Consider the following 24,292-nt stretch of genomic DNA (forward strand, 5'->3'; position numbering starts at 1 on the left):
GCGTTCGTCCTGAGCCAGGATCAAACTCTCCAAAAAAGTTCAATGAGCTTCGAATCTCTGCGTCAGTTTCGGCTCGGCGCATCCTCACGTACTTTTGTACGATCCGGTGTTTCTCACCAAAACTTCCTTGACCTTCTCGCTCTTTGAACTTTTTACGTTCTAAAACGAGTGTCATAGAGTTCAAAACATCATGTACTATTATTTAGAAGCTTGAATAGCTCATAGTTAAAATTTAGAATTACATTGACGTTTTGTTTTGTTCAGTTTTCAAGGTTCAATTTGCCGCCTTCCTTGAAGCGACTTTTATATAATAACATTTTTAATTTTGCTTGTCAACAGGTTTTTTAAAATCTTTTTTCTTGTGACTAGCAACGTTTACTAATATATCAGGGGATTGAAGCAAAGTCAATCCTTTTTCTATTTTTTATACATATTTTTAGTTATATTTCTTTTTATTTTAGTTGGTGCTATATATTTTAAGCAATCATGATGTGATGCAACTTTCTTAAATAGAGTAAACAAGATGCTGTAGCGTTCCTTCATTGCTCTTTTAATCATGCTATCGATGCGATGATCATCAAGATCGTAAAGGATTTCATCCATTTCTCTTTTTAATAAATAAATCATTTCTTCTTTTTCCTTTTCATGAACGAGTAATCCAATCATCAACTTCAGCCTCTCTCTTTAAATATATTCTATAGGAAGTTCTAAAAGCCTGTGAAAAATCATCAAACTACGTAATTAGTCAGTTTTCTTAGCCCAGTTTGCTAACTTATTGACTTTTTGAACACGTACTATGTAATAGTTTCTTCAATATAGTACAAAATTATGATTCGATATTGAAATTTTTCTTTACCCTTGCTGTTAAATATTCAGAAAGAAGTTTCTCGTGAAAGTTGCATATTTATATTTTGTATGAGCATAGGCTATTATCAGAAAGCTTGTTTTATAAAGGAGGATGGAGATGAACTCGTTTATTGTTCTAAATGGGAAAAGATTAAAGACATTCTTGCTCATTATATTTATTTCTCTTTTTACCGCGATTTTCTTTTTTTCTCAATCAACGGCTAATGTATCGGTCTTCTCGATAGATCACCAACCAAAAGCAATTTTCAAAGGCGAAAAAGGGATTGCACTAACATTTAACATTGGTTGGGGTGATGTAAAAGCCGCGGAAATATTAAATGTCCTTGAAAAGAAAAATGTACGTTCCGCCACTTTTTTTCTTTCCGGTGCTTGGGCTGAAAGACATCCAGATATAGTAGAAAAAATTGTTGAATTAGGGTACGAAATAGGAAACCTTGGCTATGCATATGTAGATTATACAGAAGTAGAGGATGAAAAAGTAAGACAAGATATACTGAAGGCACAGAAAATATTTAAACAATTAGGAATCGATAATGTAGAACTTTTGAGGCCTCCAACCGGATACTTCGATAAACGTGTTTTGAAAATAGCGAATAAATTAGGCTATACTGTCATCCATTGGAGTATTAATAGTGAAGATTGGAAAAATCCTGGAATAAAGAGTATCGTGGAAAAAGCTGTGAAAGCAAAGAATGGAGATATTTTGCTTCTCCATGCCTCAGATGCAGCGAAGCAAACTGCCGAAGCACTGCCAGCGATTATTAAAGAGCTGCAAAAGAAAGGAAAACTTGTCAATGTTTCCACCTTAATCGCCAGTGGAGACGCAAAAACAACCTTAATTCCATAACGGAATGATCCTTACCTATAAGTAAAACGAATCATCAGATCCTCCCACTTGTTTCATAAAGTGGGGGGGCTTGATGATTCGTTTTATTTTTTATCAATAAGATTGTATTTGTTTTTAGACGTATTTTCCTCGGTTAAAAAAATCCTCTTAACTTTGTTGCCAAAACATTCGACTTTCATTGTTGTACCTTGACAGTGTGCGACTAGTTGTTATTTGATGCGTTTACTTTTTTAATGTCAATTCCTGCTTCTGGCCGCTTCTTAAAGGTTTTTTTCTCTGTTCCCCGCCGCTCCGTTTTATTCTCTCAGCACGTTCTTGCGCTGACCGCTCATTGTAGCTTGGGAGCGCTAATAATTGATAAGCATTACAAATAAGCAACGTAAAGAGCATGATGTAAACCCAGCCTCTTTCATCCACTCTCAATGATGTCACCCACGCCAATATGGTTCCTACAACCATAAAAAATAGAGTGGGAATAAACATGGACTTTTTTGTTTGTTTTACTTTGAAATATGCAGTTATGATGCCAATCATTAAAATAAATACAGCTAAAGCAATGTATGAAAGAATGCTCTCTCCTGGTTGAGCAAAGCGCTCAAAACGAAAATAAATTAAATCAAACAAAGCAATTGCAATTAGTACAAATTGCACCCCATTCCATAGGGAAAGGGAACGTAAGACGCCTATTGCTAATTGATGAACCATTAAATATGCGAAAAAAATGACCTGGCTAATGACACTGAATAAAAATCCTACGAGAACGAACCATATAAATGTTGACAAGATAGAAATGATGTTAAATGAAGTAAAATAAGGCTGGAACTCATCCCAGCGAACAATAAAACCAAAAATACCTGTCGTGGCTCCGCCAATAAATAAAGTTGTGAAGAAAAATTTAAGCCAATTTCGGATTGTCAATTCTAAAATCCTCCATATTATAATAAAAGCTTATCAAGATATATTTAAGTAAAATCCCATCCATTTCGATTTTACCAATCACTCATTTAAAAATCTAGGACTTGCACTTAAATTATGCATAATTTCTTCACAATTTATCATATTAACATTATAGAGTTGTTTAAAAATGTAATTGAGCGTTTTAAACGTTATTTGTTTAAATTGAAAAAGTGACTAATTAAAGATGTGAAGTATCTTTTTAAACACGTACGTATCGTAATTTGGAAAAAGAAAGGAGCTGTTATGATGAAAAAGATGATATTTTTGCTCCTCTTATGTGTCTCTTTAACTGGATGTACTGGAAATAATACAAACAACACGAAAATGGATTATGAAGAAACAAAAAAATTAACAGTGGATATTTTAAAAACAGATGAAGGAAAAAAAGCACTTCATGAAATATTAACAGATGAAAAAACGAAACAAAAGCTTGTTATGGATCAAGCAATTGTAACAGATACGATAAAAAAAACTTTCGAATCTGATAAAGCGAATCAGTTTTGGAAAAAGTCATTTGAAGATCCAGATTTTGCGGAAAAAATGGCAAAAAGCATGAAAAATGAAAACAGCCAATTATTAAAAGAATTGATGAAAGACCCTGAGTATCAGGCAATGATGCTTGATGTCTTAAAAGACCCTGAATATGGAAAAGAAATAAATCGCGTACTAAAAAGTCAAGAATTTCGCAAGCACCTTCAGGATGTCATGATGGAAACTTTTGAAAATCCACTTTTCAAAGCAAAAATACAACAAATTCTTTTAAAAGCTGCAAGTGAGATGAATCAAGGTGGCGGGCAAGGTCAAGAAGGTGGAGGTGGAGGTGGAGAAGGTCAGGGGCAAGGACAAGGTTCGGAGCAAGGGCAAGAACAAGATCAACAACAAGGGCCAAGCTGAACAGGTGGTACATAAGTTATCCAAAAACAGAAAATACGTACCCTGTCACGTTGTGAAAGGAGGCGGTATTTTAAGTCGCCTCCTTCTTCATATAATTAATGTTCTAACAGTTGAATCATATTAGCTGCAATTTCTTTGTATATCTTTCCAAGCTTATGATCTTCTCCATAAATAGATGGAGCAAAGTCATCCTTATTCCAATCCGGCTGCTCAAGCGGCAATTGTCCTAGCAACGGTGTTTGCAATTCCTCTGCTAATTTACTCCCGCCGCCTTTTCCAAAGACATATTCTCGGTTCCCAGTCTCTTTACTTTCAAAATAAGACATGTTTTCCACCACACCTAAAAGCTCATGGTCAGTCTTTAGTGCCATCGCCCCAGCTCTCGCGGCTACAAAGGCGGCAGTTGGATGTGGAGTTGTCACGATAATTTCCTTGCACTGCGGCAGCATTGAGTGAATATCAAGAGCAATATCACCTGTACCTGGAGGCAAATCTAATAGGAGGTAATCTAATTCTCCCCACTCTACTTCAGAGAAGAAGTTATTTAACATCTTCCCAAGCATTGGACCTCTCCAAATGACTGGTGCATTATCTTCAACAAAAAAAGCCATTGATATCACTTTTACTCCAAACCGCTCAACTGGAATAATTTTTTCACCGCGCACGACTGGCCTTTTTGTAATTCCCATCATATCAGGTACACTAAATCCATAAATATCTGCATCAACAAGGCCTACTTTTTTTCCAAGCCGAGCAAGAGAAACTGCCAGATTAACAGATACAGTTGATTTTCCAACGCCGCCCTTTCCACTGGCAATAGCAATAAATGTTGTTGCACTTGTCGGCGATAACAAACTAGTACCTTTTGATGCATTTGAACCGCGATGCTTTACCAACTCTTCTTCGGGTAGTTGTGCAAAACGAATACCGACTGTTGCTGCACCCGCTTTCTTTAAGGTTTCTACGATCGTTGTTTGCATCTTTAATTGTTCGCCTGTACCTGTTTTAGCTATTGCCACCTTTACGCTGACATGAGATTTTTCTTCTTTTATTTTGATTTCGATAATGCCATTTACTTCTTCGAGGGTTTTATGTAGAAAAGGATCTTTTAATCCTTTTAGAAGGTCGTATACTTGCTGTTCCGTTAGCATGATTTCCACCATCCTTGAATTGGGTATTATTCCAATTCAGTATAACATAAAGTTCGAACTTCCATCAGTTAGGCGTTTCTTCATTTGTAAAATAACGTGAGATGCCTTTATAAATAGAAGCTGCTATTTTCTCTTGATAGGCTGATGTAATGAGATTCCTTCTTTCTTCAGGATTTGATAAAAATCCTACTTCTACTAAAGCACCTGGCTTTTTCGCATGTTTTAAAATATAGACATTGTTGATTATCTTTGCTTTTCTTGTTGTATTGCCAAGACTGTGAACAAACTCATCTTGAATAAACTTTGCAACCCTTTCATTTTCTTCGTAATACGGTGTAAAGAATGTTTGGGCACCACTCCATTTTGGCGATGGGATGGAGTTTAAATGAATACTAATAAATAAGTCTGCTTCTGAATTATTGATCAGTTTTAAACGTGTTTTTAAATCTTCCCGCTTTCGTTTTCGGTAGCCTTTTGTCTCTGGGGATGCTAAATCTTTATCAATTTCACGAGTCATAATCACCAATGCACCTTGTTCTTGTAAGAAATCTCTTAATTTTAAACTGATGTTCAATGCCAGATCTTTCTCCAAAGCGTCTTTATCTCCTGCACCACCATCAGGCCCTCCATGGCCAGGGTCTAAGTAAATGACTTTTCCTGATAAAGGAAGCCGCCATGATTTTGATACTTCCTCAGTCCTGTTCCAGTATTGAATTAAGCCAAATATTAAAACAATTCCTGTAAAAAGAACAATAAAAAATGTTTTTCGCTGCATGATGAGACTCCCTTTCCCATATTCTTTCGAGTGGGTTTCAAAAACTCACACCATTAACTTAATAAACTATATGGGACAAGATTGGGGATTATACCAGGAATACTTGCTTCCAATTTGTCTTTCTCTGAATAATTATTTTTTCATACTTACATGATCAACATGGCTCAACTTTATATAATGAATGACATGAACTTCATCTCTTTGTAAAATAAAAAATGTATCAACTAAAATCACTTATAATGAGAGATAGATGAATGATCCTATTTGGAGGACAAAGATATGTACTTTTATTTTACTTTCGTCTTAGTAACTTTCTTGCTGCTCGCAATGTTAATAATAGAACGTCGTACAATGTTGCTCGGTTTCGTATTTATTCTTTGGGCAGCAACATTTGCGTTCACTCTTACAGTCCTATTTGAAACATATCACTTAAACAGCTTGTTTGTTCTTATTGTGGCGGTAATTCTCATTCTTTTTATTGGTTTTCCCTTCTACTTTATCTCGTTTATTTTAGCCCTGATCACATCTGGAATGAAGCTCATCAAAAAGGAGGGGAAAAAACTTCGCAATCTCCTCTCATTATTATTAGGTATAACTGTGTTAGTTTGGGTCTTCATTATTCCTTTTTTTGTAGACCGTATTACTCATCCAATTGCTCAAGGAATATTTGGATTGATATCGTTTAGCGTCTTTTATTTTGTCTTCTTAATGTTATGTTTTTCAATTTCTTCATGGGTTAATTTGCAACGTATTCCTTTTAAATCTTATGACTTCATTATTGTGTTAGGGAGTGGCTTAATAGGCAAACGCGTTCCTCCTTTATTAGCAAGTCGAATTGAAAAAGGAATAGCACTGTTTAAGAAGCATCATTCTGAAAAGAAACCTGTAAAAATCATCTTTACTGGTGGAAAAGGGGCTGATGAAGAGATTGCTGAAGGCAAAGCAATGGCCAATTATGCTATCGAGAAAGGAATGGAGCAAAAACATATTTTGATTGAAGATCAAGCGGTAAATACTTATGAAAACTTGTTATTTTCTAAAACACTTATAGAGAAGGATGTAGAAGAACGGGATTTAAAGCGAAAATATCATGCCATCCTCGTAACAAGTAATTTTCATGTATTTAGGTCGCTGCTTTGGTCAAGAAAAGTAAACCTTGCTTGTGATGGGGCGGGAGCAAAAACGAAATTTTATTTCTGGATCAACGCCTTGATTCGTGAATTTATCGGTGTTCTGTATATGCATAGAAAATTTCATATGATCGTACTTCTTCTTGCTCTTCTATTTTGTATTTTATTAACGATCGTTAACATACACTTTGTATTGCCATATGAGTACTGAAAATTAGATGCTTGAAAGAGAATCAAGAGAAGTATAAAGTATACTGCCAAATAACAAATGACGATTAGCGCATCCCGCAACTATTCAAGTATAATAAACACAAGGTAATCCTCGATTTGGCCAGAAAGCAAATAGAGAATTACCTTGTGATATCGATTGCTTGGGAATAAAACAACTGCTTGATCTAACAAGCATTTATTTCTCTCACTTTTTGCAAGAGGATGTTCTTACAGTGGCTCTAATTTGAGAATAAATGGCTAAAAAGCGAACCTTCTAAATGAAATCATCATTTTTCGTTAGTCTCTTTAAGAATCGGTTCTGTACTGCGATCAGCTTCTTTAATCAAACTGTCAAATTGTAGAAACAGTTTTGTACGACGCTCATTTTCTTCAATCCAACTGTTAAATTCTACGGAGAGCAGTTCTTGATTATACCTTGAGAAAGTGAGCCGAGCTACTTCACCTTTATCTGATTTTACTTCGAGGGTAATCGTTATATTCTTGGCTCCGAAAGTATTTGCCACATATCCGTTGCCATATAATTCAGCAGATGTCACTTTACCGGATACAAATTGATATTTTTCTGCTGTTGCTTTCGCTAGTTTTTGGTATTCTTGATATTCTTGACTCTTTTTCAGTATCTCTAGATCATCCGGTTCTTCAGGAATGTCTGCATCATCGTGGTAAACCGATTTTGTTACCGAAAGACTTTCTCCAGTTACTGCATCTAACGTATAGCCATATATCAACGAATCATTTATTTCAATAGTGACATTCCATTTTGGACGAAGCTCGGTTGTACTAATGGGAGAATAAGTCATTTCTAGCGTTTTGCCCTTGAGATCGACCTGGAAAATACGCCATAAATTCTTACTAACAAGCTCCGCTGCCTCTTCCATCTTCATATCATTGACAGTCGGCTGACCCGGGCCAACAAATTTTGTTTTATAATCCTTCTTCACATCATCTTTAGGTATGTTGCTGTTGAAGGGTTTTGTATAAGGGATGCTGTAACTAGTAGGAACCGCTTTGGTTTTACTCATTTCTAATGCTTTTACCGTTTGACTAATACCACTGAAAACGATTGTAGCGACCGCAATTGCTGCTACAGATCCAAACACCATTTTTTTCATTTCGTTCCCCTTAGCCATTATCCTTCCATCTCCTTTGCTTTTTAATAATGATGCCTCACAGTAAAGTATATCAATGCAAAGTTATCAAACCATTACTAACTTATTATTCTTTAGCCAGAAACCAAATAGAGAATTACCTTGTGATATCGATTACTTAGGAGTAAAACGACTGCTTGATCTAACAATCATTTATTTCCCTTCACTTTTTGCGAGAGGATGTACTTACAGTGGCTCTAATTTGAGAATAAATGGCTAAAAGGCGAATCGTCAAAATGATTTATTCTTCGTTAACTTTTAGCTCAAATTCTTCAATCCAACTGTTAAATTCCACGGAGAGCAGTTCTTGATTATACCTTGAGAAAGTGAGCCGAGCTACCTCACCTTTATCCGATTTTACTCGGAAGATAATAGTTACATTCTGGGCTCCTAAAATATTTGCCTGATATACTTGGCCTTCATATTCAGCAGATGTCACTTTACCGGACACAAATTGATATTTTTCTGCTGTTGCTTTCGCTAGTTCTTGATATTCTTGACTGTTTTTCAGTAGATTTGGATTTATATCCATTTCTTCACGAATGTCTGCATCGTGGTAAACCGATTTTTCTGTCGAAAGATTTTCTCCAGTTACTGCATCTAACGTATAGTGATATGCCAACAAATCATTTATTTTAACAGAGACATCCCATTTTGGACGAAGCCGGGTTGTACTAATGGGATAATAAGTCATGTCTAACGTTTTGCCCTTGAGATCGACCTGGAAAATACGCCATAAATTCTTACTAACAAGCTCCGCTGCCTCTTCCATCTTCATATCATTGACAGTCGGCTGATCCTGGCCAACAAATTTTATTTTATAGTCCTTCTTCACATCATCTGTAGGTATGTTGCTGTTGAAGGGTTTTGTATAAGGGATGCTGTAACTGGTAGGAACCGCTTTGGTTTTACTCATTTCTAATGCTTTTACCGTTTGACTAATACCACTAAAAACGATGGTAGCAGCTGCAATTGCCCCTACAGATCCAAATACCATTTTTTTTATTTCGCTCCCCTTAGCCATTACCTTCCATCTCCTTTGCTTTTTTAATAATGATGCCTCACAGTAGAGTATATCAATGCAAAGTTGTCAAACCATTACTAACTTATTATTCATTTGTAAAAATTAGTTTAGCTGTCGTACCTTTGCCAGGTTTTGATGAAAAGCTCAATTCCGCCCCATGACAAACTGCAATTTGCTGGCAAAGCGTTAGGCCTAATCCTGCTCCGCCTTTTGAACGACTGCGGGAAGGATCTACCCGGTAGAACGCCTCTGTAATATGAAGGAGATGATCCTCCGTCATTCCCTTACCGTTATCGTGGACAGAGATCACCTTCTGTTCATTCTCTAGATCAGCGACCAGCTTGATCACACCATCTCGACCACACGCTTTTATCGCGTTATCAAGCAAATTAACGAGCAATATATGCATCAATTCAGGATCGCAAACTAACGTATCAAAATGATACTCATAAGTAATTTGAATGTTTTGGTCTGCTGCCTTCATAGACAAAGATTGCTTGACCTCGTCAACCAGCTCTCCCATACAAACTTCGCTTAGTTCAAGTTTATTCCCACGCAGGGTTGCCATATCAAGTAAACGATAAGCAATATTCTGCAGTCTGCGGCTCTCAGACATAATATAATTCGTCGCAAATAGCTTATCCTCTTCCGTCCGAACGACCCTCTGAATATATTCCGCATACCCATAAATAGAGGTGAGCGGAGTCCTGAGCTCATGAGCCAAATTGTCTACAAATTGCTGTTTCTGTTCCGCCGCTGTAGCCAATTGCTGCATCTGACACCGAATTTCCTCCCCCATATGATTGAAGCTCCTTGCCATCTCAGCTAGTTCATCATGGCCCTTTACCTCAATCCGATTTTCATACTGCCCCTGTGCAATGCTTTTTGAGGCAGCCGAAATTTGCTGAAGTGGTTTGAACACGCGATTTAATACAAGCAATAAGCAGACTGCAAGCAATCCGCAGAAAAGCGTCCCAATCAAAAACAACATTACCGTCATTTTGTTCCACGATGAGATGATGTCGGATACATCATAATAGTAGGTAAGCGTATATGTATCGTATGGTGCAGGCAGTGTACCTACTATGCTGATGTATTCCTTATCGTTGAGCTTTTTCATGGAAACAAAGCGTTTACCCGCCTTTAAAGTAATTGGTGTTTTAGGGAATGAAATGGATTTTCCTATTACATCCTTATAAAGCAGCTGGTCATCCTTAGAAACAGTCAGAATCACTTTTTGTTTGCTATGTTTGCTATATAAGTTAAAGTAAGAACGATAGAGCGATTCGATTCCGTCCTCAACCGAAGTTCCCCTTTTCTCCAAGGCATTTATATCCTCCGCATAAGACGATGCGATAAAATAATGTTCTCGAAGACTACGGTCCTTCGAGCTATCTAAATTGCTTTTAAGCGTCATAACTGAAGCTAACAAAATTCCACTGTAAAAAAACAAAAGGAATAGAATGAGTGTAAGCAGAAAGGTTCGTGATTTCATCTCTGCACCTCCAACGATAGTCCATTTTGTAGACGGTTTTCATTATCCTGCAAGTAATCATTTAAGCAACTTGTCCTTGCAACAAAGCCATATTGCATTTTATTCTAGTAGATCAAATACTTTCGGAGTACTTGCCACAAACGGGCCTATCTCAAATATGTGATGGCGTCAATTTAAGCGTCATGGTTATAACAAAAATAAGTACAGTGACGCCCCACAAGCTACAAATGCATCGTTCGCTATATTATCCTCAACAGTTGTCGGCAATTGATCACTATCTTTTTTATATCATAATATGATTCTATTGTTATAGAGTTGTAAAATCAGTTCTTTCTTTTATATGGATCGATTCCCATATATTGAACAGAAGCCGTTAACTACATTCAGTTATTTATTTCACTCTAGTCTATCACAACGATATGTTCGTAAGTGCCAACACAATATTAAGTGCTGCCGCAAATAAAGTGGCCGGTGGTAATAATAAAAGCAGATGAACGTCTTAAACATGTAGAAGATATTCTAACGCAGCTAGCAAAGCTCGAAAAGCTTATTGTCATTCATTATTTGAGATGAAAAGCCGCCAACATTGTGGTGGCTTGAGTTTGAGTTCTTTATTTCATCATTATTATATTCACTTAACCTCAGAGTGGGTGCTTCACATTGACAGACTTTATAAATTCTTTTACATCCTTTATTTTTGGTTCTTTTTCAGTGCTGGATGCTCATTCATCACCTTTTCACCATATGCTAGGGAGTGCTTCATTTTCGTATTATAGTTATTTCGAGTATCTCTTTATCTTTTAGAGAAAGCTGCATAGTAGCAATCTCCCGTTTTCGCCCATGATCTGAAAACCTATCGCTCGCCAACACTCTGACCACCGGATTCAACCGACTTGATTGGGCTATTGACAAATGTTATATTTTTTTGCTATTTCAGCATATTCCTGCGGGTTTAGCAAGCAATCCGCAGAATAGCGTCCCAATCAAGAACAACATCACCGTCATTTTGTTCCACGATGAGATGATGTCGGATACATCATAATAATAGGTTAGCGTATAAGTATCGTATGGTGCAGGCAGAGCACCTACTATACTAATGTATTCCTTATCTCCGAGCTTTTTCATGGAAACAAAGCGTTCACTCGTCTTTAAATTACTCGGTGTTTTAGGAAATGAAATAGACTCTCCTATCAAATCCTTATAAAGCAGTTGGTCATCCTTGGAAACAGTCAAAATCACTTTTTGTATGCTATATAAGTTAAAGTAAGAACGATAGAGCGTCTCGATTCCGTCCTCAACCGAAGTTCCCCTTTTTTCCAAGGCATCTATATCCTCTGCATAAGACGATGCGATAAAATAATGTTCTCGAAGACTACGATCCTTCGAGCTATCTAAATTGCTTTTAGGCGTCATAACCGAAGCTAACAGAATTTCATTGTAAAAAAACAAGAGGAATAGAATAAGTATAAGAAAAAAGGTTCGTGACTTCATCTCTGCATCCTCCAAGTGATCGGCTATTTTATAGACCGTTTTCATTCTCCGTTTAGCTTTTGAGAATGAACAGCCATTGTCCTTGCATCTACAATCGTGATAACTTAAGCAACTTGTCCCGAGATAAGGCAATATTGCACCAGCACCTCTAGTAAATGAATTACTTTTGGAGTACATGCCACAAACGGTCCCATCTCAAATATGTGAGGGCGCTAATTTAGCATCATGGTACGCAAATAAAGTGGCCTGTGTTAATAATGAAAACAGATGAACATCTTAAACGTGTAGAGATATTCCAACGAAGTTAACACAATTGAAAAGTCAAAGCTTGAAAAAACTTTTTGCCATTCATTATTTGAATAGAGGAAAAGCCGCCAACATTGTGGCGGCTGAGGGTATTCTAACCTTATACCCACTTATCCTCAGAGTGGGAGTTTCGTTGAGAGACTTTTTAAACTTTTTTTCTTTTATTTTTGGTTCTTTTTCAAGGCTGGATGGTCAGTCATCACCTTTTCACTATATCCTAAGGAGTGCTTCATTTCCGTATCATAAGTTATTTCAAGTATCTCCTTATCTTTTAGAGAAAGTTGCATACTAGCGATCTCTCCATTTTCACCCGTGATCTGAAATCCTATCGCTGGATCATTATTATCGCCAACACTCTGACCACCGGCTTCAATCGATTTGACTGGGCTATTAACAATGTTATATGTCTTTGCTAGTTTTTTTGCTGCTTCCACATATTCCTGCGGATTGTTAGCAACTTCTTCATTAAATTCTGGAGCTTTTTCATCAAAGTTTCTATGACGACCTAAATGAAATATTTCTCCTGTTTCAGAATCGACTGAGAAATAATAACTGAGCTTATCGTTGATTTGAACATCAGCTATCCATTTCGATTGAGGAAGAAGGTCTGGACGATTATTGCCAGGTTTTTGATAGCTCATTTCAACTACCTGACCCTCTAAGCTTTGGCCAAACATTTCCCAAATAGCCTTTGCACCAATTTCGGCGGCAGCTTCTTTTGTCATATCCTTGCTGGTTGGCTTTTGTGAACCAACTGCTTTTACCGTATAATTTGCTTTTTTGTAACCTTCTGACAAGCTATCTTTTTGTGCTGTTTTGGAAGATTCGGCTGAATGATTTGCATCACTAGTCGTAATCGATGTTGTTTTTTTGACTGCCTCCGCCGGCGCTGCATGTATCAGTTCCTGAGACAGTAATGCACCAGAACCAATCACCACTAAACCCGCTAATACGGCTTTTTTAAAGCCACTTTTGTTAATTTTCATCTGCATCTATCCTCCCTAGTTTGTTATGTTTACAATAGCCAGTATAGAACGGGCATTTTATAGAATGATCATCAAGTTATAATGGAGTTGTAAAATTTATTCTTGCTGTCGTTTTAGTAGTAAATAAACGATAGCTCTATTCCGCGTCATAAGAGAAAAGAAATTTTTTTGAATAGATGAAGCCGCCGACATTTAGGCGGCTTCAGGGTTGAGCGCTTGATTTCATCACTATATTTCACTTACCCTCATGGTGAGTGTTTCGTATTGACAGACTTTATAAATTCTTTTACTTTCTTTATTTTCGGTTCTTCTTATCTTCTTCGATCTGCTTCCATAACCCAGGATAACTTATACCGACTAGCTCCTTATCCCTCATAGCAAGCTCCACATCAGCACGCTCGCCATTTTTACCCGTGATCTTAATTTTTACATGGGGATCATTATATGATACCTCCGCACCCCTAGAACCTAACCCGCTAAATTCAACCGACTTGATTGGACTCTGAACAACGTTATATTTTTCTACCAGTTTTTTTGCTGGTTCCACATATTCCTGCTGGTTTTTTTCAATTTTATTGAATAGATCCAAAACTGCCGTATCGTCCTTATATTGCTGCACAATTGGATGGCTATCATCAAACTGTCTATTACGAGATATACTAAACATTTCTCCTGTTACGGCATCCACCGTAAAACTATAACTAAGCTTATCGTTGATTCGAACAGTACCTGTCCATTCTGGACGCGAGTTCCAGAATAATTCTGGATGAGACTCTAATGATGCATTGAAATAGGACATTTCAATCACCTTGCCCTCCAAGCTCTGGCCAAATAACTCCCAAAGAGCCTTTGCACCGATTTCGGCGGCAGCTTCTTTTGTCATATCTTTGCTGGTTGGCTTATGTGAAACAGCTGAATCAACTGAATCATCTAATTCAAATAGTTTCACCGTATAATTTGCTTTTTTGTAGTCAGACAACTTGTCTGTTTGTGCAACTTTGAATGAATTAGTTGTATGATTGGCATAGCTTGTCGTGATCGGAGTGGTTTGTTTGATTGCCTCCGCCGACGCTGCATGTGTAAATTCCGGGGACAATAATGCACCAGAACCAATCATCACTAAACCTGCTAGTGCAGCTTTTTTAAAGCCGCTTCTTTTCCATTTGTTTGTTTTCATCTGAATTTATCCTCCCTAGTTTGTTATGTTTACAATAGCCAGTATAGAACGGGCTTTTTATAGAATGATCATCAAGTTATAATGGAGTTGTAAAATTATTTTTTTAGTAGTAATAAAGATAGCTCTATTCCGCGGAAAATTTTTTTGTTGAATAGATGAAAAGCCGCCAACATTGCGGCGGCTTGAGGGTTGAGCTCTTGATTTACGATTATATTTTACTTAGAGTGAGTGCTTCATATTGACAGACTTTATAAATTCTTTTACATTTTTTATTTTCGGTTCTTCTTATCTTCTTCGATCTGCTTCCATAGACCAGGATAAGTTATACCGACCAGTTCCTTATCCCTCATAGCAAGCTCCACATCAGCACGCTCGCCATTTTTACCCGTGATCTCAATTCTTACATATGGATCATTATATGATTCCTGCTTACCCCTAGAACCCGTCCCTTTAAATTCAACCGACTTGATTGGGCTCTGGATAACGTTATATTTTTCTGCCAATTTTTTTGCTGGTTCCACATATTCCTGCGGGTTTTCTGCAATTTTATCAAGTAGATCCGAAGCTCCCTTATTGTCCTTATATTGCTGCACAATTGGATGGCTGTCATCAAACTGTCTATTATGAGATATTCTAAACATTTCTCCTGTTACGGCATCCACCGTAAAACTATAATTAAGCTTATCGTTGATTTGAACAGTACCTGTCCATTCTGGACGAGACTGCCAGAATAATTCTGGATGAGACTCTAATGATGCATTGAAATAGGACATTTCAATCACCTTGCCCTCCAAGCTCTGGCCAAATAACTCCCAAAGAGCCTTTGCACCGATTTCGGCGGCAGCTTCTTTTGCCATATCTTTGCTGGTTGGCTTATATGAAACAGCTGAATCATCTGAATCATCTAATTCAAATAGTTTCACCGTATAATTTGCTTTTTTGTAGTCAGATAACTTGTCTGTTTGTGCAGCTTTGGATGAATTAGTTGTATGATTGGCATAGCTTGTCGTGATCGGAGTTGTTTGTTTGATTGCCCCCGCCGACGCTGCATGTGTAAATTCCGGGGACAATAATGTACCAGAACCAATCATCACTAAACCCGCTAGTGCAGCTTTTTTAAAGCCGCTTCTTTTCAATTTGTTTGTTTTCATCTGAACCAATCCTCCCTAGTTTGTTTATGTTTACAATCGCCAGTATAAAACGAACTTTTAATAGAATGATCATCAAGTTATGGTAGAGTTGTAAAAATTGTGCTTGCTGTCGCTTTTGTAGTAAACGATAGCTTTTTTTCTGCGTCATAAAAAAAGGAAATTTTTTTGAACAGAGGAAAAGCCTTCGACATTGCGGCCGCTTGAGGGTTGAGCGCTTGATTTCATCACTATATTCCACTTACCCTCAGAGTGAGTGCTTCGCATTGACAGACTTTATAAAGTGAAACTTCCATTAGTGGGGTTTTCTTTCATCCTCCACTGATAAAAAGTAGAACAAAGGCTAAGATCGCTGGTGCCCTCGAAAAGGAAAACCGCTTTTCTTCGTGCGATGTATTGCTGCCGAAGCTTTCCTTGTCCTGTCAGCCCGAAACAATCGGACATTTACTAAAATAGAAGGAAGAGAAGATAAAGGAATTCCTTTCCCACTTCTCACTTCTCATCACTCACCTCTAGAGTAGTTAGATGTGGGATAAATTCTTTGACATTATCACTTTAATCTCTTACGAAAGTGATAGAGAGCAGTGCTTTATCTATCGAAGAAATAGACATAAAAGCCTTCTCCCCATTTTCACCCGTGATGGAAAATGATAAGTCTTCTCCAGAACCCCCACCTAATTCGACTGACTTGACTGGACTATTGACAACGTTATATTTTTCTGCCAGTTTTTTTGCTGCTTCCTCATATTCCTGCGGGTTCTTTACAATTTCATCAAAAGAGGCCTTCGGTTTTTTATCAAGTCTAAAACGACCTATGGACTCTATTTCTCCTGTTACGGCATCCACTGCGAAATGATAAAAAAGCTTATCGCTGATTTGAACACTACCTCTCCAGTGTGAACGATCAAAAATTGGAGCGAGTGGTTGGTTATAGCTTATTCGAACCACCTGACCCTCTAAGTTCTGTTCAAATAACTCCCAAAGAGCCTTTGCACCGATTTCGGCGGCAGCTTCTTTTGTTATATCACTGCTAGTAGGTTTTTGTGAATCACCTTGTTTCACCGTATAATTTGCTTTTTTGTAGTCAGACAAGTTGTCTGTTTGTGCAACTTTAAATGAATTAGTTGTATGATTGGCATAACTTGTCGTGATCGGAGTTGTTTGTTTGATTGCCTCCGCCGACGCTGCATGTGTAAATTCCGGGGACAATAATGCACCAGAACCAATCATCACTAAACCCGCTAGTGCAGCTTTTTTAAAGCCGCTTCTTTTCAATTTGTTTGTTTTCATATTGAATCTATCCTCCCTAGAGTTTGTTTATGTTTACAATAGCTAGCATAGAACGAGCTTTTTATAGAATGATCATCAAGTTATGATAGAGTTGTAAAATTTATTCTTGCTGTCGTTCTTTCATTGGGATACCCATAAATTTTAATTCCGAACCTTATCGCTAGTGAATAACAAGGCTAACCCATCATTTCTTCTTCTTTGCGTGATTTCGAAAAAGGGAATGTATAATGTCTGGAGTACTTGGAGATTATTCCTTTCCAATAATCATGATAAAGTAAAACATCCATCAGTGGGGGTTTTCTCTCATCCCCCACTGATAAGCAATAGTACAAAGGCTAAGATCGCAACGTCCTCGAAAAGGAAACCGCTTTTCTTCGTGCGATGTATCGCTGCTGAAGCCTTCCTTGTCCTGTTGCAACGCCTTTGTGACCGACATCCTCGAAAAAGAAAAGCACTTTTTCTTCGTGCGATGTTGATTCAAGAAGCTTTCCTTATCCTGTCGGCCCGAACCAATCGGACATTTGACTTTCAGTTATCCCCCACCTAGACTTCTCGATTACTCTAACTCCCCGAGGTGGGGGTCTTACTGCCAGTTAGATGTGGGATAAAATCGTTCTTCATGGTCACTATGATAATGTCTGCACACCTTTATTTACATTGTTCATTAGATTGTTGCAAAAAATTAAAATTGCCTGGGGTGAATATAGCAACATTCTAAATGAGCAACAATATAACGGAATGACTGAGGAGGTGATCTTGATTGTCATCTTGATTGAAAAGCTGCCAACATTGTGGCGGCTTTGGGGGGAGAAAAGTGTATTCATTATTCAAAATAATATCTTAATCCAAATCGATAGCCTTTAGAGAAGGTGCTTCGTTTTTATTAGCAGGGGGAGCCGACTTTTCAAGCTCTTTGACCTTTTCTTGCAGCTTTTTATCGAGCTTTTCATTGTATGCCAGTCCGTACTTAATTGGCGTATGATAACCAATTCCGAGCAACGCCTTGTCATATCGAGAGAAAGTCATTATAGCAATTTCCCCATTTTCACCCGTGATATCCATGGTAATACTCGGATCGTTGTTACTGTAGCCTTGATTGCTGTATTCAACCGCTTTGATCGGGCTGTGAACAACGTTATATTTTGCCGCCAGCTTCTTTGCCAGTTCAACATATTCCTGTGGATTTTTATGAAGCTCCGAATCAAAGCCTAATGAAACCTTTTTATCCAGTGTCCTGTCGCGGCCAATACCAAATAACTCTCCTGTATCAGAGTCGACTTCGAAATAATAACTTCTCTCACCGTTAATCAATACATCAGCATACCAAGATGAACGAGGAAGACTTTCTGTTGGCTGTTGGAAGCCCATTTCTATCACTTGTCCTTCCAAGCTCAGGTTAAATATCTCCCAAAGGGCTTGAGCACCAATTTCCGCAGCATCTGCTTTAGCCATGTCTTTACTAGTTGGTTTCTGGTTATGAAAGTATTCAAGATTGATTGTTTCCACTGTATAATTTGCTTTTTTGTAGCCTTCCGGCAAGCTGTTTTGTGACGCTTTGGATAAATGGGTTGTATGATCTACATTGCTTGTCGTGGTTGGAGTTGCTTTTTTGATTGCTTCCGCCGCAGGCGCCGCGTGTATAAGTCCCTGAGACAGTAAAGTACCAGAACCAATTAACAATAAGCCCGCCAACAGGGCTTTTTTAAAACCGTTTCTTTTCAATTTGCATCTATCCTCCCCGACTTTGTTTTGTATTTGCAATATCCAGTATAGAATGGCCTGATTACAGAATGATCATCAAGTTATAATAGAGTTGTAAAAAATTTTTGTTTTCGTTCCTTCGTCAGGATAGCTTACACGAAAAGTCAATTGAAAGGCGTAATCCAGCCCCCTCCCTCTTCTAAAAGGGGCTGTTATTTGCGAGGCATTTCAGAAGTCATACTTTCTAATTATCCTGCATAAAATCGTTTTTTTATTTGTAGAGGTGGCTTTTATGCACAATTAGTATAAACAAGATGCCGACAATCCGCAGCATCTCATCACTAGTAGTTACCAATTAAATGGTTATTTTATGCCTAAGGAGATGATGTTGACTACATTATCATCATAAACGACCGTGTATGTATCATATGTTGCAGACAGGAGCACCCACTAAGTTGATCTATTCCTTAACTTCGAACCTTTCTATCGAAACGAGGCGTCTCTTTTCTCGAAGTATGAGAGGAACAGCAATGAACGTGAGAAAAAGGTTCGTGATTTTACCTCTACACCTCTAAACGATATCCTAATTTATAGACTGTTTTAATTCTTCTTTCCATATCTAACTTCTTCCTTAGCTTTTGAATATGTACATCCACCGTCCTTGTATCGCCTGCATAGTCATATCCCCAAGCAAGCTCAAGCAACTTATCCCTAGAAAGTGCGATATTGCGATTGTTTACCAACACCTCTAGCAAATCGAATTCTTTTGGGGTACATTCAACTAGACAATCATTTAGAAATACTTGTCTGCTCTCAAAGTCGATTTTTACTCCATCCAGCTCAAAATTCTTGGTTTCCTTCTTGGTTCGTCTTAATACCGCATCTACTCGTGCCAGCAATTCCAGCATCTCAAAAGGTTTGACTAAATAATCATCTGCGCCGAGGGTCAAACCTTTTACCTTATCCGATAAGCTGCTTCGCGCAGTTAGAAAAATGGTTGGCGTTCCTTTAATTTGCTGATAAACTTCATAACCGTCAAGTTCCGGAAGCATGATGTCCAGCAATACAAGATCTACTTCGTGTCGTTTCAATTCTTGAATTGCAGCCTTTCCATCAAAAACAGAAATACACGTATGTCCCGCTGATTGTAGATTTCTTTTTATCAACTCATTGATTGGAATTTCATCCTCAACAATTAAGATTGCTGCCACTTAGAATCACCTCTTTATTAACATAGCATGACGATGTAATCAAGTTGTAAAAAACCACGCTAGCATTTCTGTGTAGTTAATTGAATGTTTTCAATATACCTATGATGCTGTAATGCAAGCATAGTAGGAGGTGAGATGGTACATTTCGTTTATTGTGATGACTAAATGTGGTTACTAAAAGGGAAAGAGTCCATTATAGACGTTTTTATGATTTCCATATGAGGCTCAGCTGGACATTCAACGATATCATTTAAAATACGAAGATTTATTCAAACGCAACATTTAGTAAGGTATCTTTTGATACTTTAGATAGACTACATTAACTGGGCAGAAGTCTTAAGGTCAAGTAGACTATAACTTATCACTCCCTTAAAAAGAGGACTAATATGTAATTTTATAACAAGCATTTAAATAGGGGTGAACATAGAGGAAGTAGTGATGGCCATTATAGTACCTTGCTCTTCAGTCGATTGTGTGTCATAAATTTTTTGAGCACCTGCAATCGCTGCTGCCGAAGACAGCTCTAGATGAACTCCTCTATGACTTGCTAATTCCTGGGCTATTAGAGCCTCTTTGTCAGAGACAACAATTGCCCCTCCTTTACTTTCACTAACTGCCTGCATAGCTTGAAAGGTAACAGTCTGACCGTCTATTGAAACAAGGTTGGTAATACCATCGAAAGTTTTCGTATATGCCTCTCCTTCAAGTACCTTAGTAATACGCTTAAACGGCTCAACAGCATACATTTTTGGCAATCTATCAATAAAGTTATTTTGTTTTAATTCTTTAAACCCTTCATATATTCCCCAAATTAAGTCGCCTCTAGAAGTAGGGACTACAATACTACTTGGCAATTTTTTATTTAATTGATTGTAACATTCTCTCGCAATGTTCTTAAAAGCTTGTACTCCTATTGGTTGACTACCTACTGGGGGATTTAAAAAGTTTGTAGCTGGATAAAAACCGTCTTTAACGTAATCCTCAGTTATATTCCATCTTTCGAAAGAAGAATTTGTTAAAATGAGTTTGGCTCCTGTACTTTCAATCATTTTCGCTAAGCTTCTATTCATTTTAATTGTGGATATAACTGTACAAGGTATCTGGGCATAACTTGCATAAGAAGCTAAAGAAAGACCTGCATTACCACTTGAAGCTATGACAATCCCTTTATATCCCTTAGCAACAGCCATTGAAACGGAATATGAACTCATTCGATCTTTATGGGATCCAGTTGGATTAAGTGATTCATTTTTTATTAACAGGGGAATATTATCTATTATATTATTAATAATAGGGGTGTTCCCTTCTCCTAATTGAATTGATTTCTCAAATGGCAACCAATTTTCGCCACTGAATTTATCTTGATATACTGGTTTAACACTAGCAGGTTCTCCATTCAATTTACATTTCAAACAACCTTCAAACATATCTTCTAATTTGTAAAATGATTCACACTTTATACATTTATACGCTATCATATTCTTATTTAATTTTATGATAGAGTCCACCTCCAAATTAAATAATCTTGCATGTGTCTAATGTTCAATCAACATATGATCTTTATTTCCACCCTTATTCTTCCTTCATTTAATGTTTTTACAAAAAATCCGAAATAAAGATGATTTGTTTAATCCAACTGTATCTCTAGTAATAGTGTTTCTATCTCTCTACTCATCCTTTAACCTAACAGGTTAACATTAGGATCAACAAAGATCACTTTTTTATTTGGTCCTCAAACTTTTTTTTAGAAAAACTTACCTTCTACAATAAAATTCAAAAAATCGATATTTAATTTTTTATTGATGAATATACCCTTATGAGCTAACTTTCTTAAATTAAAACTATCATTTACGATGAAAAAATATTCAAGTGGTTGTCATCAACATTTTTCTATCTCATACATTTAATATACCACCAATTCATTTTTTGGAAAAATGATACACTTTCAGACATTTAACGGAACTGAATAGATAAACTACTTAACGATTAAGCGGCTTCAAAACCAATTCACATGGTACTTGTACCCGACTAACCTAGAGCAGGTTGTTTCACTGAAATATTTCAAACTTTATTACGAGTCAAAATAATTTTTCCTCACTTAGAAATAATTGACTATTTATGCTGTATTAGTGTACTATTTAGTTAGTACACCAAAAAGGAGGAGTAAAAGTGAGTAAAAAGTTTTTATTGACAACAGCAACAGCAATGCTATTAGCATCTTTTCCATTAAGTGCTTTAGCAAATGAATCAAATGATTCGACTTTTGAAAATAAAAAAATTGTTGCTGAATTAGCAAACAATGAAACTGGTGTTTCTGCACAAGATTTTATTGAACACGCATTAACGGAATTAACTTTTCAACATGCTTCAGAAGAAATGAGAGCAGAAATTGTAAAACAGTGGGTGCATGATGGCGAATTGGAAAACCGCAAAGAGTCCATTACTAGCGGTGAAGTCGCGCGGATTTTCATTAGAGCACTTGGTGTTGAGAAAGATGAAAAAAGTGTAGCAGATTATTTACAATCGGCGAAGAATCACGATCTTTTCAAAGCTGATACTCAGGTGGGCGAAACTGTAACTGCTAGCGGTATGGAAAATCTTATTGAACAATATAAAAAGGTTGCAGCTAAACATATTGATGATACAGGCGTTCCAGAGATTTCAGTAGAAGATTTTATGAAGAACCCTGGAGATTCTAATTATCAACTTTCATCGGATGGAAATTACCTTTCCTATTCCTCCGCATGGGAAAATCGTAGCAATATTTTCGTAAAGAAAATGGGAGACGATAGTGAACCGGTTCGGGTAACTAGTTCCAAGGATCGTGATATTGATGGTTTCTTTTGGAAGGACGATCAAATCTTATATCTAAAAGATAATGGCGGCGATGAAAACTTCCATATTTATTCTTCCAGTTTTAACGGACAAGAAGAGAGAGATTTAACGCCTTATCCAGACGTACTCGTCAACATTGTTAGTGGTTTACAAGGTGTTAAAGATGAAATTCTCATTGAGATGAACAAAGAAGATCCGACTGTTTTTGATGTCTATAAATTAAATATAAAAACGGGCGAAATAACTCATGTAGCTAAAAATCCCGGAAATATTGTGAGTTGGATTCCAGATAACGACGGAAAAATTAGAATTGCGATAGAATCCGATGGCATCAATAGTACTGTGTTGTATCGTGATTCGGAAGAAGAAGAATTTAGACCTTTTGTCGATACAAAAGATGGTGACATTATTAGACCGATCGCTTTCTCCAAAGACAATCAATCTATTTATGCAGTGTCTAATAAAGATCGTGATAAAGCTGAGTTAGTAAAGTTCGATTTACAAGCGAACGAAGAGGTTCTTTATTCTAACCTACAAGTGGATGTGGTAGGGGCAGCATACGACACAGATCAGGATAAATTACTATATAGTATATTTTTTACAGATAAGCTGCACTATGCATTTTTTGACGAAGATTTCGAAAACTTTTTTAATAGTTTAACAGAAAAGTTACAAGTTAGTGAAAGCGAACTTACAATTATTGACTACAACAAAGAAAGGACAAAATTCATTGTTTCCATATCAAGTGATAAAGTATATGGAACCTATTATTATTACGATTCAACATCGGATGAACTAACGAAATTAGCCGAATTAGGTTCTTGGCTGAACAAGGAGCATTTAGCAGACATGCAGCCGATCTCCTATAAAAGTAGAGATGGATTAACGATACATGGTTATTTAACGTTGCCAAAAAATAAAAACCCAGAAAACTTACCTTTAATTGTAAATCCACATGGAGGTCCTTGGGACCGAGATATATGGGGCTTCAATCCAGAAGTGCAACTTCTTGCAAATCGAGGATACGCTGTTCTGCAAGTAAATTTTAGATCCTCAACCGGCTACGGAAAAGAGTTTGTAGATGCGGGTAATAAACAGTGGGGATTAAAAATCCAAGATGACATTACAGATGGTGTACAGTGGGCAATTGACCAAGGTATAGCAGATCCTGATCGAATTGGCATCTACGGGGCATCATTTGGCGGCTATGCAACGTTAGCTGGCATTACTTTTACACCTGATTTATATGCAGCCGCTATTGACTACGTTGGCGTTTCTAACATTTTTACATTATTAGAAACAATCCCTCCTTACTGGGAAACGACTCGAAATGATTTTTACAAACGAATAGGTCATCCTATAGAAGACAAAGAGCTTCTTGAACAAATCTCTCCTGTCTTCCATGTCGATAAAATTAAAACACCTTTATTTGTCGCTCAAGGTGCAAACGATCCTCGTGTCAACAAAGCTGAATCTGACCAAATTGTCGAGGCACTACGGGCAAGAGGTGTTGATGTGGAATACATGCTTAAAGATAATGAAGGGCATGGCTTCCACAACGAAGAAAATCAAATTGAATTTTATAATGCGATGATAAAGTTTTTGGATGATCATCTAAAGTAAAAATG

Annotated in this window: 19 protein-coding genes; 4 read left to right on the forward strand and 15 right to left on the reverse strand. The window is 37.2% G+C overall.

Features of this window, described 5'->3' with window-relative positions; genetic code table 11:
- Nucleotides 1-417: 417 nt before the first annotated feature.
- Nucleotides 418-666 carry a hypothetical protein gene (locus tag J2S08_RS20600; RefSeq protein WP_307232927.1) on the reverse strand — a complete coding sequence of 83 codons (249 nt, stop codon included), beginning with the start codon at nt 664-666 and terminating at the stop codon, nt 418-420.
- A 298-nt stretch (nt 667-964) separates the two neighbouring features.
- Between J2S08_RS20600 and pdaB the strand changes: the two genes are divergently transcribed.
- Nucleotides 965-1,714 carry a polysaccharide deacetylase family sporulation protein PdaB gene (pdaB, locus tag J2S08_RS20605; RefSeq protein ID WP_307232928.1) on the forward strand — a complete coding sequence of 250 codons (750 nt, stop codon included), beginning with the start codon at nt 965-967 and terminating at the stop codon, nt 1,712-1,714.
- Between the two features lie 222 nt (nt 1,715-1,936).
- On the opposite strand, the gene J2S08_RS20610 is transcribed toward pdaB, so the two are convergent.
- Nucleotides 1,937-2,632: a KinB-signaling pathway activation protein gene (locus J2S08_RS20610; RefSeq protein WP_307232930.1), complete on the reverse strand. Its 696-nt coding sequence runs from the start codon at nt 2,630-2,632 to the stop codon at nt 1,937-1,939.
- A gap of 285 nt (nt 2,633-2,917) precedes the next feature.
- On the opposite strand from J2S08_RS20610, the gene gerD reads away from it, so the two are divergent.
- Nucleotides 2,918-3,565, forward strand: a complete 648-nt coding sequence (gene gerD, locus J2S08_RS20615; protein WP_307232931.1) for a spore germination lipoprotein GerD — start codon at nt 2,918-2,920, stop codon at nt 3,563-3,565.
- Nucleotides 3,566-3,660: 95 nt separating this feature from the next.
- On the opposite strand, the gene J2S08_RS20620 is transcribed toward gerD, so the two are convergent.
- Together J2S08_RS20620 and cwlD are read right to left on the reverse strand one after the other, a co-directional pair.
- Nucleotides 3,661-4,716, reverse strand: coding sequence for an Mrp/NBP35 family ATP-binding protein (locus tag J2S08_RS20620; RefSeq protein ID WP_307232933.1), 1,056 nt, complete (start codon nt 4,714-4,716; stop codon nt 3,661-3,663).
- A 64-nt stretch (nt 4,717-4,780) separates the two neighbouring features.
- On the reverse strand, nt 4,781-5,491 hold the full coding sequence (gene cwlD / locus J2S08_RS20625) for an N-acetylmuramoyl-L-alanine amidase CwlD (protein ID WP_307232934.1): 711 nt from the start codon (nt 5,489-5,491) through the stop codon (nt 4,781-4,783).
- A 279-nt stretch (nt 5,492-5,770) separates the two neighbouring features.
- Here cwlD and J2S08_RS20630 point away from each other — a divergent pair, with 279 nt between their 5' ends.
- Complete coding sequence (locus tag J2S08_RS20630) at nt 5,771-6,832, forward strand: YdcF family protein (RefSeq protein WP_307232936.1); 1,062 nt, start codon at nt 5,771-5,773, stop codon at nt 6,830-6,832.
- Nucleotides 6,833-7,118: 286 nt separating this feature from the next.
- Here the strand turns inward: J2S08_RS20630 and J2S08_RS20635 are convergent, their stop codons facing one another.
- The 11 genes from J2S08_RS20635 to J2S08_RS20685 form a co-directional block, all read right to left on the reverse strand.
- The gene (locus tag J2S08_RS20635; RefSeq protein WP_307232938.1) at nt 7,119-7,982 is read right to left on the reverse strand and encodes a hypothetical protein; all 864 of its coding nucleotides are present in this window, start codon (nt 7,980-7,982) and stop codon (nt 7,119-7,121) included.
- Nucleotides 7,983-8,241: 259 nt separating this feature from the next.
- On the reverse strand, nt 8,242-9,024 hold the full coding sequence (locus J2S08_RS20640; RefSeq protein WP_307232940.1) for a hypothetical protein: 783 nt from the start codon (nt 9,022-9,024) through the stop codon (nt 8,242-8,244).
- Nucleotides 9,025-9,109: 85 nt separating this feature from the next.
- Complete coding sequence (locus J2S08_RS20645) at nt 9,110-10,519, reverse strand: sensor histidine kinase (RefSeq protein WP_307232941.1); 1,410 nt, start codon at nt 10,517-10,519, stop codon at nt 9,110-9,112.
- Between the two features lie 933 nt (nt 10,520-11,452).
- The gene (locus J2S08_RS20650; RefSeq protein ID WP_307232943.1) at nt 11,453-12,010 is read right to left on the reverse strand and encodes a hypothetical protein; all 558 of its coding nucleotides are present in this window, start codon (nt 12,008-12,010) and stop codon (nt 11,453-11,455) included.
- Nucleotides 12,011-12,477: 467 nt separating this feature from the next.
- Nucleotides 12,478-13,302, reverse strand: a complete 825-nt coding sequence (locus tag J2S08_RS20655; protein ID WP_307232945.1) for a hypothetical protein — start codon at nt 13,300-13,302, stop codon at nt 12,478-12,480.
- Nucleotides 13,303-13,597: 295 nt separating this feature from the next.
- Entirely contained in the window at nt 13,598-14,479 is an 882-nt protein-coding gene (locus tag J2S08_RS20660) for a hypothetical protein (RefSeq protein ID WP_307232947.1), read from the reverse strand.
- A 269-nt stretch (nt 14,480-14,748) separates the two neighbouring features.
- A complete protein-coding gene (locus J2S08_RS20665; RefSeq protein WP_307232949.1) occupies nt 14,749-15,630 on the reverse strand; it encodes a hypothetical protein in 882 nt (293 codons plus the stop codon).
- Between the two features lie 552 nt (nt 15,631-16,182).
- Entirely contained in the window at nt 16,183-16,917 is a 735-nt protein-coding gene (locus J2S08_RS20670; protein WP_307232951.1) for a hypothetical protein, read from the reverse strand.
- Nucleotides 16,918-17,757: 840 nt separating this feature from the next.
- Nucleotides 17,758-18,639: a hypothetical protein gene (locus tag J2S08_RS20675; RefSeq protein ID WP_307232954.1), complete on the reverse strand. Its 882-nt coding sequence runs from the start codon at nt 18,637-18,639 to the stop codon at nt 17,758-17,760.
- A gap of 542 nt (nt 18,640-19,181) precedes the next feature.
- Entirely contained in the window at nt 19,182-19,829 is a 648-nt protein-coding gene (locus tag J2S08_RS20680) for a response regulator transcription factor (RefSeq protein WP_307232957.1), read from the reverse strand.
- A gap of 407 nt (nt 19,830-20,236) precedes the next feature.
- Complete coding sequence (locus J2S08_RS20685; RefSeq protein WP_307232965.1) at nt 20,237-21,337, reverse strand: pyridoxal-phosphate dependent enzyme; 1,101 nt, start codon at nt 21,335-21,337, stop codon at nt 20,237-20,239.
- Nucleotides 21,338-21,998: 661 nt separating this feature from the next.
- Between J2S08_RS20685 and J2S08_RS20690 the strand changes: the two genes are divergently transcribed.
- Nucleotides 21,999-24,287, forward strand: coding sequence for a S9 family peptidase (locus tag J2S08_RS20690; protein ID WP_370875732.1), 2,289 nt, complete (start codon nt 21,999-22,001; stop codon nt 24,285-24,287).
- The last annotated feature ends 5 nt before the right edge of the window (nt 24,288-24,292 follow it).

The sequence above is a fragment of the Bacillus chungangensis genome, from assembly GCF_030812995.1.
Classification (GTDB): Bacteria; Bacillota; Bacilli; order Bacillales; family Bacillaceae_C; genus Bacillus_CF; species Bacillus_CF chungangensis.